The following is a 12648-nucleotide window of genomic DNA, read 5'->3' as shown; positions in this document are numbered from 1 at the left end:
CTGTGGGGACGCATGCCGGGGCGGTGCCGCCCGGCGAGGTCGGGTCAGCGGCCGCTCAGCCGGATGAGGTGGTGCCGGCGAGCAGGTCGGTCAGCCGTCGGGCCTGGGTCTCCCAGCGCCATTCCTTCTCCACCCAGGCCCGCCCGGCCGCGCCGAGCTGCCGGGCCAGGTCCCGGTCGGCGAGCAGGGTGGCCACCCGGTCGGCGAGCAGGGCGACGTCGCGGCCCGGCACGACGTACCCGGTCTCGCCCTCGCGGACCGCATCGGGTGCGCCGCCGGAGTCGCCGGCCACCACGGGCAGCCCGGTCGCCGACGCCTCCAGGTAGACGATGCCCAGCCCCTCGACGTCCAGGCCCCGGTTGCGGGTGCGGCACGGCATCGCGTAGACGTCACCGGCGGCGTAGTGGGCCGGCAGCTCGGACCACGGCACCGAACCGGTGAACACCACGTCCCGTTCGACGTCGGTCTGCCGGGCCAGCTTCTCCAGCGTCGCCCGGTAGGGACCACCGCCGACCACCAGCAGCGCCGCGTCGGGCACCCGACGGCGGATCGTCGGCAGCGCCCGGATCAGCATGTCCTGGCCCTTGCGCGGGACCAGCCGGGAGACGCAGACCACCACCGGCCGGTCGGTCAGCCCGAGCCGGGCCCGCACCGGTGCGCCGTCCACCGACGGGTGGTAGATGTCCACGTCGACCCCGGGGGCGAGCCGGTGCAGTTCGGTGACGCCGTGCAGGGCGCGTTCCAGCCGTACCCGGGTGTAGTCGCCCAGGTAGGTGACCACGTCGGTGTCCCGGCCGATCCGGCGCAACGCGGCGCGGGCCCCGGGCAGGGCCGCCCAGCCGGCCTCGTGGCCGTGGGTCAGCGCGACCGCGCGGCGGATGCCGGCGCGCCGCCGCAGCCCACCGGCGAGCAGACCCAGCGGGGCTGCGGCACCGAACCAGACGGTGTCGCAGCCGTGCTCGCGGGCCAGCCGGGCGGCCCGGCGGGCGACCCGCGGGGTGGGCAGCAACACCCGGGTGGCGTCCCGGACCACCGGGAAGGGCTGCGCGGCGTCGAACTCGGCGGCGTCCCGCCAGCTGGAGGCGTAGACGACCACCGACCCGGGCGGCTGGCGGACGGCGAGCTGGTGCACGAACGACTGGATGCCGCCGGGGCGCGGCGGGAAGTCGTTGGTGACCAGCAGGGTACGACTCACCGGCCCGCCTCCCGGGCGTACGCGCGGGCGGCGGCCATCCGCTCCACCGTGGACGGATGCGACGCCGCCCAGAGGTATTCCCAGCGGGGCGGGTCCGGGTCGGCCAGGTTGACCCCGGCGAGCCGGCGTTGCATCGCCTCGAAGGTGGCCGGGTCACCGGTGAGCGCCATCGCGTGTGCGTCGGCACGCGCCTCGACCCGGCGCGACATCAGCGCCTGCACCGGACCGGCGACCAGCCCGACGACAGTCACCAGGGCGATCAGCAGCGCGAACGCCCGGGGCTCGGCTATCGAGTCGACGCCGGCCCGGCGCAACAGCGGCGTCCAGGAGCCGAGCAGGTAGAGCGCCACGACCGCGGCGGCGGCACCGAGCGCGCCGGTCACCGTGCCGGTCCAGACGTCCCGGTCCTTGGCGTGGCCCAGCTCGTGCGCGACGACGCTCGTCACCTCGGCAGGGGTGGCCTCGCGCAGCAGGGTGTCGTAGACCACCACCCGCCGGGTCGGCCCCAGACCGGAGACGTACGCGTTGACCGCCGTGGTCCGCCGGGAGGCGTCCGCGACCAGCACGTCTCGCACCGGTACGCCGTCGCGGGCAGCCAGCGCGGTCAGCTCGGTGCGCAGCGGGCCCTGCTCCATCGGGGTGAACCTGTTGAACACCGGCTCCACCAGCACCGGCAGCACGAAGGAGAGCAGCACGACCAGCCCGGCCGCGCCGACCGCCCCGAACGCCCACCACCAGCGTGGGGCGAGCCGGGTGACTGTGTAGAAGCCGAGCAGCACCACTGCGGCGACGACCGCGCTGAGCGCGTACGACTTGAGCAGGTCGACCGTCCAGCCGCCCCAGCCCTGGGTGCTCAGCCCGTAGCGGGTCAGCACCGACTGCCGCCAGGCGGCGAAGGGCAGGGTGAGCAGGTCGGCGACGAGCACCACGGCGATCCCGCCGAGCACGGCGCGGGCGATCCAGTGGTCGCCGAAGGGCCGCCCGGCCAACTCGACCAGCCGGGCGCCGAGCGGGGTCAGCCCGAGCAGCAGGGCCACCAGCAGCCCGACGGCCAGCCCGGTGTAGCGGCCGGGGCGCAGGGCCGCCTGCAACGCCCGCCCCCTGGCCACCTGGTCGGTGGGCAGGTCACGCAGCGCGGCGAGCTGATCGGCCCGGGGCGCCGGGGGGCGGTGCCACGGGACCAGCAGGACCCCGACCACGAGCAGGGCCAGCACCAACGCCGTCAGGGTGAGCACCGCCCAGCCGCGCGGGGTCACCTCGACGCCCCGCGAGCGGGCCTGCGGGTGTGGCGTCGTACCCGTGTCATGCCGCCGCTCCTCCCGCCGTGAGCGCCCATCCTATGGCCCGCCGACGTGGCTCCGGCGCGGTGTGTGCCCCGGGCCCACCCGAAATGACCGTCGACTCCCAGGCCCCGGCCGGTGGGCTCCCGGGCCGGGGCCTGGGGGCCGGGCCGGCGGGCTCCCGGGCCGCAGACCGGCAGCCAGCGGGCCAGCGGGCCGGCGGGCCAGCGGGCCGGCGGCGCGGCGCGGCCTCCTCCGGCGGGCGGCGGCGGTCAGGCGACCCGGCGGTGGGTGGGCCGGGCGCGGTGGGTCTCGTGGGCCAGCACCTCCACCTCGAAGCCGGAGCGGGTGAGCACCTCGATCGCCCGGTGCTCGGCGACACCCAGGCCGGCGGCCGGCGAGTCGGTGTCGAGCAGGGCCGTCACCAGGCAGCCGGCGCAGCCCGCGCCCCGGACCCGGCAACCGTCGCAGTCGATGAGCATCGTGCCTCCTGACGCAGTGCGGCGTCAGGCGGAAGACCCTCGTCACCACCCGAGCACCGTCGGTCAGGTCGGACACTAGCCATCGGGTACGACACAATCGGACAACCGGTGATCAACTCCTCGGGACCGACCGTCCCCATGCCGCGCGCACCGACAGCTCGCAGATGGCGAAGGCCCACTGCCGGGGGCCCTCCCCGCCCGGCTCGGCCTGCCGGGAGACCTGACCCCGCCTGCCGGCCGCGGCGGCGCGGCGGCGCGGCGCGCGGCGGCGATGACCCACCACTTCGAGAGGGTGGTATGCCTGTCAGGCATATTTATGCCCGACAGGCATACCGGTACGCGCGGGTATCACCCTCCCCGAGGCAGCGGCACGGTTCGCCATCGTCGGAAGCACCAGCGCCCCGGCCCGACACCGTCGCTCCTGACCGGCCCGCACCACCCTGACCTTCGCAGGAACCACACCGCAGGTGGTTCCATGCGATCGGTGATGCGGCCTCAGGAGCGGGACAGCCGGCGCAGCAGCGAGTCGGCGCCCAGCGGGTACGCCCCGTGCCGGCGTACCCCGTCGGCGACCTCGCGGTCGGAGGAGACCACCACCACCGGGCGGCCAGGTGGCTCGGCCCGGACCAGCCGGCGGATCAGCTCGTCGGCGGTCTCGCCCTTGCGGGAGAAGAGCACCCGCACCCCACGCGGGGTGGGCGGCAGGCCGTGCATCCGCTCCGCCCCGTCGAAGACCACCGTCACCTCGTCACCGGTCTGCGCGGCGATCCCGCCCAACCCGGTGATCAGCCGCTTCCGCTGCTGTTCCAGGGACATCTCGCCGAATCCGCGCTTGGTGACGTTGTAACCGTCGACGACCAGGTGCGCCCGGGGCAGGGCGAGCAGCTGGTCGAGTCGGGCCGGGTCGTCGGTGTCCCGGGCGCGCGTCGCCGGCCCGCTCTGGGCGGTGACCGGGGCATCGGTGAAGGCGTCGGCCACGAAGTCGGCGGGGAGCTTGTCCACCGGGTCCAGGGCCAGTTCCCGGCGCAACCCCACGGCGGCCTGGCCGATCGTCTCCAGCAGCAGCCACAGCCGGGCGTCGTCGACCGAGCGGGCCTCCTTGGCGCTGGCCTTGGCCACCCCGGCCGCCGCCTCGGCCTCGGCCAGTCGGGCCCGGGCCCGGCGCAGCTCGGCGTCGCTGTCGGCGGCGGCCCGGGTGGCCCGGCCGCGTTCGGTGGCGAGCAGCTCGTTGGCCCGGCGTTCCCGGGCCTGGGTCTCCCGCAGGTTGCGCTGGAGCTGACGGCTCTCCTCCCGGAGCTGGCCCAGCTCCTCGCGGACCCGGGCCAGTTCGTCGCGGAGTTTCTCCGCCTCCACCCGGGCCACCGCCCGGTCGTGCTCGGCCCGGGTGGCCCGCTGCTCTGCCTCCCGGACCAGCTCGGCGACGACCGCGCTGTCCGCCTCGGCGCGGACCGCCGCGCCACTGGCGTCGATCAGCTCCCGCCAGCCCCGGGGGCGGACCAGGTAGGCCAGGGCGGCCACCTCGACCGGGTCGGCGGCGGCCGGCGCGGTGCCCTCGACCACTGCCGCGCCGAGGTCACCGGCGTCGGCCAGCACCCGGGCGGTGACCCGCTGCCGGAACAGCGGATCGGCGGTGAGCTGGGCGGCGATGACCGAACCGCCAAGTCGGGCCCGGCGGTTCGGGGCGAACTTCGCCACCCGGCGCAGCGGCACCGGCACCTCGTCGCCGGGCAGGCCGGGCAGGACCGCGGCGGTGAGCGCCACGATCCGCTGCCGGACCGGCTCCGGCAGCGTGGGCTCCGGCTCCGGCAGCGTGGGCTCCGGGTCGGCCTCGGGCGCCCCCGCACCCAGGTCCCCGCCGGCCTCGGGCGCGGCGGCGGACGACCCCTCCTCCGGGAGGTGGTCGTCGTACGGCTCGGTGAGGGGCATGGGGCAAGTCTCCCACCGCGACCGGGCCCACCGCCGGATGAGTGAGCCGATCTCTCATCCTATGCCGGCAGGGGCCCCTGGGGCTGCGGTGACGGGAGTGTCGCACCAAACGGTTAGCCTGCCGCCCGTGGCACCTGGGGAGTACGTCCAGCAGACCCTGGCCGGTCTGGACCAGTCGGCCGGCGGCGTCGATCCGGCCCTGCCGCTGTACGCGACGACGTTCGTGGTGGTCGACCTGGAGACCACCGGCGGCTCACCCGACGGCGGGGGCATCACCGAGATCGGCGCGGTCAAGGTGCGCGGCGGCGAGGAGCTGGGGGTGCTCGGCACCCTGGTCAACCCGGGGGTGCCGATCCCGCCGTTCATCACCGTGCTGACCGGGATCACCCAGGCCATGCTGGTCCCCGCCCCGCCGGTCGAGCAGGTGCTGCCGAGTTTCCTGGAGTTCCTCGCCGACGCCGTGCTGGTGGCCCACAATGCGCCCTACGACGTCGGGTTCCTCAAGGCCGCCTGCGCCCGGCACGGCTACCGCTGGCCCAACCCACGGGTGCTGGACACGGCGGCGCTGGCCCGTCGGGTGCTCAGCCGCGACGAGGTGCCCAACCGCAAGCTCGGCACCCTGGCCGCCTACTTCCGCACCACCACCCAGCCCACCCACCGGGCGCTGGACGACGCCAAAGCCACCGTGGACGTGCTGCACGGGCTGATCGCCCGGCTCGGTGGGCACCGGGTCGACACGGTCGGCGAGGCGATCGAGTTCGCCCGTGCGGTCACCCCCACCCAGCGGCGCAAGCGGCACCTGGCCGACGGGCTGCCCAGGGTGCCCGGGGTCTACATCTTCCGGGCCGCCGACGACCGGCCGCTCTACGTCGGCACCTCCGGCGACATCGCCACCCGGGTCCGCAGCTACTTCACCGCCGCCGAGAAGCGGGCCCGGATGTCGGAGATGCTGGCCGCCGCCGAACGGGTGGAGGCGGTGGAGTGCGCCCACCCGCTGGAGGCGGAGGTACGCGAGCTGCGGTTGATCGCCGCGCACGCGCCGCCGTACAACCGCCGGTCGAAGTATCCGGAGCGGATGGTGTGGCTCAAGCTGACCGACGGGCCTTACCCCCGGTTGTCGGTGGTGCGCGGCCTGGCCCCCGGCGACACCGCCTACCTGGGTCCGTTCCGCTCCAAACAGGCCGCCGAACTGGCCGCCGCCGGGTTCCACGACGCGGTGCCGCTGCGCCAGTGCACGCACCGGCTGTCGCTGCGCACGGTCACGCCGGCCTGCGCGCTGGCCGAGCTGGGCCGCTGCCCGGCACCCTGCGAGCACAAGATCACCCCCGAGGAGTACGACGACCGCGCGGTCGCGCCGTTCCGCACCGCCACCACCAGCGACCCGCAGGTGGTGGTGGACGCCCTGCTGGCCCGGATCGAGGCACTGGCGGCGACGCACCGTTACGAGGAGGCGGCGGTGGTGCGGTCCCGGCTGGCGGCGGTGCTGCGGGCCGCCGTCCGGATGCAGCGGCTGGCCGCGCTGACCCGGATCGGCGAGCTGGCCGCCGCCCGGCCCGCCACCGGGGGCGGTTGGGAGCTGGCGCTGGTGCGGTACGGACGGCTCGCCGGTGCCGGGGTGTCTCCGCCGGGCGTCCACCCGCGACCGACGATCACCGCGATCCGGGCCACCGCCGAGACGGTCGAACCGGGTGGGCACGGGCCGGTGCCCCGGGCCACCGCCGAGGAGACCGAGCGGATCCTGTCGTGGTTGGAGCGACCGGAGACCCGGCTGGTGGAGATGACCTCCGTCTGGTCCTCCCCGGTGGCCGGCGCGGGGCGGTTCCGTGACCTGTTGGCGAAGGCCGAGGGCGGCGGGTCGCACCAACTCTCGACCGAACGCTCATGAGCAAGTGACCGATCGGACTACCCCGCCTCGCTTAGGCTGTTAAGGGAGTGCAGTCCTGCCCGTTTCGTGGGCCTGCTTCCGGTTGCCGGGTACGGTGGCCTGGAGCCGGGGTGAGGAGGTGTCCCACGTGGACGTCGACGCCGGACACGGCGCCGCCCTGGGGGGTGCGCTCCCGGCCCAGCCGGGCGAGTTGCCCCTGACCCGGCGGCTCCGGTCCCTGTTGAGCTGGCCGGCCAACGACGCCGACCCGGTGACGCAGCTGGTCCGCAGCCACCGTGGCATCCACTCCAGCGCGGACTCGTCGGTGCTGCGCCGGGCGTACACGATCGCCGAGAACATGCACCGCGGTCAGTTCCGCAAGAGCGGCGAGCCGTACATCACCCATCCGCTGGCGGTCGCCCAGATCTGCGCCGACCTCGGGATGGACACCACCACCCTGGTCGCGGCGCTGCTGCACGACACGGTGGAGGACACCCGCTACACCCTCCAGGCGCTCAGCGAGGACTTCGGCCACGAGGTGGCGCACCTGGTCGACGGGGTGACCAAGTTCGACAAGGCGTTCTACGGCAAGGCGGCCGAGGCGGAGACGATCCGCAAGATGATCATCGCGGCCGGCAAGGACGTCCGGGTGCTGATCATCAAGCTGGCCGACCGGCTGCACAACATGCGTACCCTCGGGGTCCGCTCGGCCGCCTCCCGGGAGCGGATCGCCCGCAAGACCCAGGAGGTGCTGGTCCCGCTCTGCGACCGGCTCGGCATCCAGACCCTCAAGCGGGACCTCGACGACGTGGTGCTGCTGCACCTGGAGCCCGACGAGCACGCCCGGCTGGCCCGGCACGTGCACGACCGGTCCGGCTGGGACGCCTACCTCGACGACGTGGTGGCCCAGGCCAAGGTGGCACTGCGCCGCAGCCGGGTGGACGCCGAGGTGAGCGTCCGCCCCCGGCACCTCTACTCGATCTGGAAGGACACCGTGGCCGGCGGGCACGCCGTCCCGTACGACCTGCCCCGGATCGTGATCGTGGTGGACGGCCCGGCCACCGACTGTTACGCCGCCCTCGGCGCGGTGCACGGGAGCTGGCGACCGGTCCCCGGCCGGTTCAAGGACTTCATCGCCTCGCCCAAGAACAACCTCTACCGTTCCCTGCACACAAGTGTCTGCGGCCCGCAGGACCGCACGGTCGAGGTGCTGATCCGCACCCGGGAGATGCACCGCTGCGCCGAGTACGGGGTGGCCGCCGACTTCCGCTTCCCCCGCGCCGCCACCGGGGCCAGCAACACCGACCAGCTCTCCTGGCTGCGCCGGGTGCTCGACTGGGAGCAGGAGGCGCCCGACCCGGCCCAGTTCCTCCAGTCGCTGCGGTGCGACCTGGCCGAGGCGCAGATCCAGGTGGTCGCCGACGGCCGGCAGGTGCTGCTCCCGGCCGGTGCCACCCCTGTCGACCTGGCGTACGAGCTGGGCACCGAGCGGGGTGACCACTGCCTCGCCGCGCGGATCAACGGCCGGCTCGCGCCGCTGGCGTCCGAACTGGACGAGGGCGACGTGGTGGAGATCTTCTCGGAGAACGACGCGGAGAGCGGCTTCGAGGCGGACGCCGCCCCCCGCGGCCCCCGTCGCGAGTGGCTCGACTTCGTGAAGTCACCACACGCGCAGATGCAGATCAGCCGCTGGTTCACCGACCACACCGAGCCCGGCATCTCGATCGCCGACAAGGTACGCCTGGGTCGGGCCACCATCGGCCTGGCCCTGCGCAAGCACGACCGTGGGCTGGCCAGTGACCTGCCGCTGCTGCGGCTGTCGGAGGAGCTGGGCTACCCCGACCTGGAGACCCTGCTGGTCGCGGTCTTCGACCGGGCGGTCGAGCCGGACACCGTGGTACGCCAGCTCATCGACCTGGTCGACCATCAACAGTGAGCCCGGTCGGGTCCGACCGTCGCCCGCCCGGCGACCGGTGCGGCTGGTCGCCCTGCCCGGGTGACCGGTCGCCCCGCATCCCACGGCAGCGCGCCGACGGCCTAGCCTGAAGCCATGATCCTCCGTTCCCGCGCCACCGGCCGGGCCGTCGCCTACAAGGTCTTCTACCGGCTGCCGGTCACGGTGCGCCGCCGCCTGGTCCGGCTCGCCGGGCCGAAGTACGTCGTCGGCGCGGTGACCCTGGTCCGGGACAGCGAGGCCGACGGGGCGGGCCGGATCCTGCTGCTGCGCCAGCCCCCCGGGCACAGCTGGACGCTGCCCGCCGGGCTGCTCCAGCGCGGTGAGACCCCTGTCGTCGGCGCGGCCCGGGAACTGCACGAGGAGTCCGGCGTGCGGCTCCCCCCGGAGCAGCTCCGCCCGGCCGTGCCGAACGCCCTGGTGCACACCCGGGGCTGGGTGGACATGGTCTTCGAGGCGGAGGTGCCGGCCGCCGGCACCACGCTGAAGGTGGACGGCGCGGAGGTCTTCGAGGCGGCCTGGCACCCGCTCGACGACCTGCCCCGGCTGAGCCGGGCCACCGCCAACCTGCTCGGCCACTACGGCATCGGGCCGCAGGCCGGCCAGCCCACGACGTGAGCGCGCCGGAGGGCCTGTGCGCGGTGGTGCTCGCCGCCGGCGAGGGCACCCGGCTGCGCCCGCTCACCGCAGGGGTACCCAAGGCGCTCTGCCCGGTCGGCAACGTGCCGCTGCTGGACCGGGCGCTGGAACGGCTCGCCGGCCTCGGGTTCACCGGGCCGGACCGGGTGGCGGTGAACGCCTGCTACCTGGCCGACCAGGTGGTGACGCACGTCGGCGACCGGGCGCACCTGTCGGTGGAGCCGGGTGATCCGCTGGGCACCGCCGGTGGCCTGGGCAACCTGCGGGACTGGATCGCCGGCCGGGGGGTGCTGGTGGGCAACGCCGACGCCTACCTGGCCGATCCCGGGGCAGCCCCCGGCCCGGACGTCGCGGCGCTGCTGGCCGGTTGGGACTTCCGCTCCGTACGGCTGCTCGGCCGGCCCGCTCCGGACCCGGCCGCCCCCGGCACCTTCGACGGGCACGTCTTCACCGGCTTCTCACTGCTGCCCTGGCACCGGGTACGCGAACTGCCGGCCAGCTTCGGCGACCTGGTCCGCACGGTGTGGCGGCCGGCGGAGGCGGCCGGTGAGCTGACCGTGGTGGCGTACCCCGGCACGTTCTTCGACACTGGCACCCCGGCCGACTACCTGGCGGCCAACCTGCACGCCGCCGGCGACGACACCCTGGTCGCCCCGGACGCCACCGTGACGGGCCGGGCACGGCGCGCGGTGGTCGGTGCGGGCGCGGTGGTGCGCGGCGACGTGGAGCGGGTGGTGGTCTGGCCCGGCGCGACGGTCGGCCCGGACGAACGGCTCCGCGACGCGATCCGGGCCGGCGAAGGCCTCACCGTGACGACCGTTCCCGGAGGTCATTGACCAATCCTGCCACAATCGCCGCCATGCAACCGCTCGCGCCCCGGATCACGCTGTCGGTCGGATACCAGTCGGGCACCCGCGCCGTCGTCGCGTTCCTGATGTTGGGTGTCGTCCTGACGATCACCTGCGGCGGTCTCTGCGGCGTCACCGCCAGGTCGGTGCTCGCCGGGCTCCTGGTTGCCGCGCCCGTCATGCTCTTCTACGGCCTGCTGATGAGGAGCATCCTTCGGGCCGGGGGCTGGCTGGAGGGCAGCCGGCTCACCGTGGTCAACGTCGCCACCCGGACCGTCGACCTGCGGGCCGCCCGGTCGGTGTCGCTGCGCGCCACCGGCTCCGTCAAGCGGACGCCGCTGCTCACCGTCACCACGGACGCCCGCACCGTCAAGCTCATTCTGCGCAGCGGGGAGGGGGTTCTCCTCCCGCCCGGCGAGTTGGTCGCGCTGGCCGCCGCACTCGACACGGCCCGCTGCCCCGGCGCGGCGGAGACGGCAGGCTGGCTGCGCGCCGTCGCGGCGGGTCCCCGCACCATGCTCTGACGACCCCGACCCGAAACAACCTGCACGCCGCCGGCGACGACATCCTGATCGCCCCGGACGGTGGCGGCCGTACCCGGCGGAGATTGATCACCGCTGCCACAATCACCACCATGCAACCGCACCCGCCCCGGATCGCCCTGTCGGTCGGCTACCAGTCCAGCCGCACCAGCCGGATCGTCTCGTTGCTGGTGCTGGGCACCATCTTGACGATCGGCTGCGGATGTGTCGGCGCCGTCGCCGGGACCGGCCTGAACGCGTCGGTCGGCGACACCGGGGGCAACCCGGCGGTACCGGCGCTCGTCGCGCTCCTGGTGGCCGGGCTCGTCATGCTCCTCATCGGCCTGCTGGTGACGAGCATCGTCCGGGCCGGGGCCCGGCTGGAGGGCAGCCGGCTCACCGTGGTCAACCTCGCCGCCCGGACCGTCGACCTGCGGGCCGCCCGGTCGGTGACACTCCGCGCCGCGGCCATCGCGCAGACCGGCGTGTCCAGCGACGGCGGGCTGGTCGCCACCGGCGCGGTCACCCGGACGCCGGTGCTCACCGTCAGCGCCGACACAGGCACGGTCAAGCTGGGGCTGCGCAGCCGGGAGGGCCTGCTCATCCCACCTCCCGAGATGTACGCCCTGGCCGCCGCGCTGGACACCGCCCGCTGCCCGGGGGCGGCGGAGGCCGCCGGCTGGCTGCGCGCCATGGCCGCCGACCCGCGCACCATGCTGCTCTGACCCGCGCCGCCCGGGCGGGGACGACCGGGAGACGCCGGGGGTGCGGCACTAGCATGGTCAGCGACGCCAGGCCGGCATCGCGCCGGGCACGACGAACGGAGAATCGTCAAGTGATCACCGCGATCGTCCTGATCGACTGCGCCACCGACTCGATCCCCGAGGTGGCCGAGAACCTGGCCAACCTGCCCGGAGTCAGCGAGGTCTACTCGGTGGCCGGGCACGTCGACCTGATCGCCATCGTCCGGGTCCGGGAGTTCGAGCAGATCGCCCAGGTCATCGCGGGCAGCATCTCCAAGGTGCCCGGGGTGCTCGGCACCGAGTCGCACATCGCCTTCCGTGCCTACTCCCAGCACGACCTGGAGGAGGCGTTCGCGATCGGTCTGGCCAGCGCCGACTGACCCGCACCGCCGGCGGTCGCCGGCACCGACCGGCCATGCCGCCGGCAACCGGCCCACACCGCCGGCAACCGGCGCGCACGATGGTGGCCGGCCCGCTGGGGACCGGCCACCATCAGGTGGTACGAGACGTCAGCTGTTGCCTGGCGCGGGCGTCTCGGTCGGGCCGCCCGGAGCCGGGGACTCGGTGCTGGTGCCACCCGGTGCCGGGGACTCCGTGGTGCCACCCGGGGCCGGCGTGCCGCTGCCACCGGGGCTCGCGGTGCCGCTGGCGCTGGTCTGCGGGACCGGGATGCCCAACTCCTGGGCCAGGGCCACCAGCGCGTCGTAGTGCGCCTGCAACACCGGCAGCGCGTCCTGCGCCAGCTGGACCACCGACTGCTCGGAACCCTGCGAGATCTCGGTCTGGGTGGCCTGGATGGCCTGCACGTGACCGGCCAGCTCAGCGGTCACCCACGCCTTGTCGAACGCGGCGCCGTTGAGGCCGTTGAGCTTGTCGATCACCTTCTGCTGGTCGGCCGTCGGCGCGTTCGGCAGGGTCACGTTCAGCTGCTGCGCGGTGTTCTGCACCGTCTGGTCGAGCTGGGTGTGATCCGTGACGAACTGCTGCCCCAACTGCTTGACCTGCTCGTTCTGCCCCTTCTTCTGGGCCAGGTTCCCGGTGACGATCTCCGCCAGGTTCACCTGGTGCACCGCCTGCAGGTACTGGGTGTCCTGCGCCGACGGCTGTGCAGCGGCCTGCGCGGTGGCCGCGGGCGCCAGACCGACCACCACCAGCGTGGCCAGCAGTCCCAGGCGTTTGATACCCAACATGTTCCC

At 74.5% G+C, this 12648-nt stretch carries 12 protein-coding genes; 7 read left to right on the top strand and 5 right to left on the bottom strand.

All coding sequences use genetic code 11. From position 1 onward, the window contains the following. Positions 1 to 55: 55 nt before the first annotated feature. From OHQ87_RS01720 to OHQ87_RS01705, 4 genes are all read right to left on the bottom strand, one after another. The gene (locus OHQ87_RS01720; RefSeq protein ID WP_328344277.1) at positions 56 to 1195 is read right to left on the bottom strand and encodes a glycosyltransferase family 4 protein; all 1140 of its coding nucleotides are present in this window, start codon (positions 1193 to 1195) and stop codon (positions 56 to 58) included. Then, a complete protein-coding gene (locus OHQ87_RS01715) occupies positions 1192 to 2451 on the bottom strand; it encodes a M48 family metallopeptidase (RefSeq protein ID WP_328344275.1) in 1260 nt (419 codons plus the stop codon). The genes OHQ87_RS01720 and OHQ87_RS01715 overlap by 4 nt, the downstream gene beginning before the upstream one ends. Before the next feature lie 296 nt (positions 2452 to 2747). Beyond that, positions 2748 to 2957, bottom strand: a complete 210-nt coding sequence (locus OHQ87_RS01710) for a hypothetical protein (RefSeq protein ID WP_328344273.1) — start codon at positions 2955 to 2957, stop codon at positions 2748 to 2750. A 495-nt stretch (positions 2958 to 3452) separates the two neighbouring features. Next, positions 3453 to 4883 (bottom strand): NYN domain-containing protein, encoded by a 1431-nt coding sequence (locus OHQ87_RS01705; RefSeq protein WP_328344271.1) that lies wholly within the window; start codon positions 4881 to 4883, stop codon positions 3453 to 3455. A gap of 127 nt (positions 4884 to 5010) precedes the next feature. Here OHQ87_RS01705 and OHQ87_RS01700 point away from each other — a divergent pair, with 127 nt between their 5' ends. The 7 genes from OHQ87_RS01700 (at position 5011) to OHQ87_RS01670 (ending at position 11832) form a co-directional block, all read left to right on the top strand. Next, positions 5011 to 6768, top strand: coding sequence for a DEDD exonuclease domain-containing protein (locus OHQ87_RS01700; RefSeq protein WP_328344269.1), 1758 nt, complete (start codon positions 5011 to 5013; stop codon positions 6766 to 6768). A 127-nt stretch (positions 6769 to 6895) separates the two neighbouring features. Continuing rightward, positions 6896 to 8683, top strand: a complete 1788-nt coding sequence (locus OHQ87_RS01695; RefSeq protein WP_328348709.1) for a RelA/SpoT family protein — start codon at positions 6896 to 6898, stop codon at positions 8681 to 8683. Between the two features lie 114 nt (positions 8684 to 8797). Further along, the gene (locus tag OHQ87_RS01690; RefSeq protein WP_328344267.1) at positions 8798 to 9319 is read left to right on the top strand and encodes an NUDIX hydrolase; all 522 of its coding nucleotides are present in this window, start codon (positions 8798 to 8800) and stop codon (positions 9317 to 9319) included. Next, positions 9316 to 10176 (top strand): sugar phosphate nucleotidyltransferase, encoded by an 861-nt coding sequence (locus OHQ87_RS01685; RefSeq protein WP_328344265.1) that lies wholly within the window; start codon positions 9316 to 9318, stop codon positions 10174 to 10176. The genes OHQ87_RS01690 and OHQ87_RS01685 overlap by 4 nt, the downstream gene beginning before the upstream one ends. A gap of 23 nt (positions 10177 to 10199) precedes the next feature. After that, positions 10200 to 10712, top strand: a complete 513-nt coding sequence (locus OHQ87_RS01680; protein WP_328344263.1) for a hypothetical protein — start codon at positions 10200 to 10202, stop codon at positions 10710 to 10712. A 110-nt stretch (positions 10713 to 10822) separates the two neighbouring features. Next, the gene (locus OHQ87_RS01675) at positions 10823 to 11434 is read left to right on the top strand and encodes a hypothetical protein (RefSeq protein ID WP_328344261.1); all 612 of its coding nucleotides are present in this window, start codon (positions 10823 to 10825) and stop codon (positions 11432 to 11434) included. Between the two features lie 110 nt (positions 11435 to 11544). Further along, complete coding sequence (locus OHQ87_RS01670; RefSeq protein WP_067314680.1) at positions 11545 to 11832, top strand: Lrp/AsnC family transcriptional regulator; 288 nt, start codon at positions 11545 to 11547, stop codon at positions 11830 to 11832. Between the two features lie 129 nt (positions 11833 to 11961). Here OHQ87_RS01670 and OHQ87_RS01665 read toward each other — a convergent pair whose 3' ends face one another. After that, positions 11962 to 12642, bottom strand: coding sequence for a DUF4142 domain-containing protein (locus tag OHQ87_RS01665; protein ID WP_328344259.1), 681 nt, complete (start codon positions 12640 to 12642; stop codon positions 11962 to 11964). Between the last annotated feature and the right edge of the window lie 6 nt (positions 12643 to 12648).

It is taken from the genome of Micromonospora sp. NBC_00421 (assembly GCF_036017915.1).
Taxonomy (GTDB): domain Bacteria; phylum Actinomycetota; class Actinomycetes; order Mycobacteriales; family Micromonosporaceae; genus Micromonospora.
This window is presented reverse-complemented; position numbering and strand designations above follow the sequence as displayed.

Bases quoted from the DNA above. Each gene is read 5' to 3' on its own strand.
- OHQ87_RS01675 (WP_328344261.1), top strand. From the start codon at position 10,823: ATGCAACCGCACCCGCCCCGGATCGCCCTGTCGGTCGGCTACCAGTCC.
- OHQ87_RS01690 (WP_328344267.1), top strand. From the start codon at position 8,798: ATGATCCTCCGTTCCCGCGCCACCGGCCGGGCCGTCGCCTACAAGGTC.
- OHQ87_RS01710 (WP_328344273.1), bottom strand. From the start codon at position 2,957: ATGCTCATCGACTGCGACGGTTGCCGGGTCCGGGGCGCGGGCTGCGCC.
- OHQ87_RS01680 (WP_328344263.1), top strand. From the start codon at position 10,200: ATGCAACCGCTCGCGCCCCGGATCACGCTGTCGGTCGGATACCAGTCG.
- OHQ87_RS01665 (WP_328344259.1), bottom strand. From the start codon at position 12,642: ATGTTGGGTATCAAACGCCTGGGACTGCTGGCCACGCTGGTGGTGGTC.
- OHQ87_RS01705 (WP_328344271.1), bottom strand. From the start codon at position 4,883: ATGCCCCTCACCGAGCCGTACGACGACCACCTCCCGGAGGAGGGGTCG.